Origin of the sequence: Rhodobacter maris, from assembly GCF_900217815.1 — a bacterium.
Classification (GTDB): domain Bacteria; phylum Pseudomonadota; class Alphaproteobacteria; order Rhodobacterales; family Rhodobacteraceae; genus Rhodobacter; species Rhodobacter maris.
This window is the reverse complement of record NZ_OBMT01000055.1, coordinates 1-1,294: the sequence shown is the minus strand read 5'-3', so window position 1 is coordinate 1,294 and position 1,294 is coordinate 1. Positions and strand designations below refer to the sequence as shown.

At 67.7% G+C, this 1,294-nt stretch carries 1 protein-coding gene; it reads right to left on the bottom strand.

Annotation, left to right across the window (positions count from 1 at the left end):
- Positions 1-316: 316 nt before the first annotated feature.
- The coding region (locus CRO22_RS18515; RefSeq protein ID WP_245861035.1) for a DUF7146 domain-containing protein at positions 317-1,294 on the bottom strand (978 nt) is incomplete at its 5' end.

Below are 1,294 nucleotides of genomic sequence, written 5' to 3'. Positions count from 1 at the left end.
CAACCGGCCGCACTACGAGGCCGGACATATGCAAGCACCCAACCGGATTCGACGCGCTTTGAGGAAAGACTTGACGAAGGGGGTGTCCACATATGCCTCGCGATGCAAAGGCGGCTTGCCGTCGGCGGAAATCAGTCGCCCCCCGTCCTTGAAGGGGCGGTGCCTTTGACGGCCGCCTGCCCATCTCTTGAAGGCCGTGCGGGTGACGGGTGGATGAGCAAAGCCCCCGGAAGGAGGTTGAGACGACGGTCCAGAACCGCGACAGGGATGCATGCCCCCTGCCCCACACTCCCAGACCGCCCCTGCGCGATGCGGCTCAGGGAAAAAGCCGCCGCCGATCCTCGGGCCCGATTTGACCCGCCAGATGCGCGCGCAGCGCCACCTTGCCGTGCGCCAGAAGATCATCGTTGAAATCCCCAAGACGCGGCTCGAGCACATGGCAGCAGATCCCGGCCTCGGTGGCTCTGGCGCTCAACCTCTCTGCCGCGCGCTGCCCGGCCAGATCGCGGTCGATGGCGATGTAGAGACGCTGCAGCCCCTCTGGCAAGAGAACGGCCCCGAGGTGACCGGCCGAGAGCGCCGCCCAGACAGGAAGGCCCGGCACCGCCTCGCGCAAGGACAACATGGTCTCGATGCCCTCGCCGACCACGAGGATGTCGTCCTGCGGGGTGAGCCTGACGGCATTGCCCAGAAGGTGACCCATGGCACGCCGCTGCGTCTTGACAGCCGCCTTGCCCCTGCCGTCCGGCGCAAGCCAGGTCCGATGCACCCCCTGCAAGCCCCCTGCCCCATCGGTGACCGCGGCGATCAGCGCCGGTCTCGGGATGCTCCGGGTCTGGCCCTCCTCCCGATGCCAGCACTTCGGGTGGAAGCGCAGGGCGCTTGTCAAACCGCCTTGGGTCAGGCCCCGGGAGCGGAGATAGGTGTCTGCAAGCGTGCGTGGCACCGGCACCGAGGCCGCAAAGAGCCGCGCTGCGGACGCGGGCGTACCGCCGGGGTCCTTGGCTTTCCTCGGCTTCTGTGGATCCGGAAGCACCGGCTGCGGACGGCCAAGATGCGCGCGGGCTTCGGCCAGAAGATCGGGAAAGCGGGAGATCCCGGTCCGCGCACGGATGATGTCGAGAAGATCGCCGTGCTCGCCGGTCGCGCCATCGGTGAACTTTCCTGCGGCGCCCGGCCCGAACGGGGGGCCGGTCAACCGCACGAAGAGAGATCGTCCGGGGTTGTTTTGCAGATCGCCCACGATCCAGTAGGAGCCTTCCCGCCGCCCGGCGGGAAGATAATGGCGACAAAC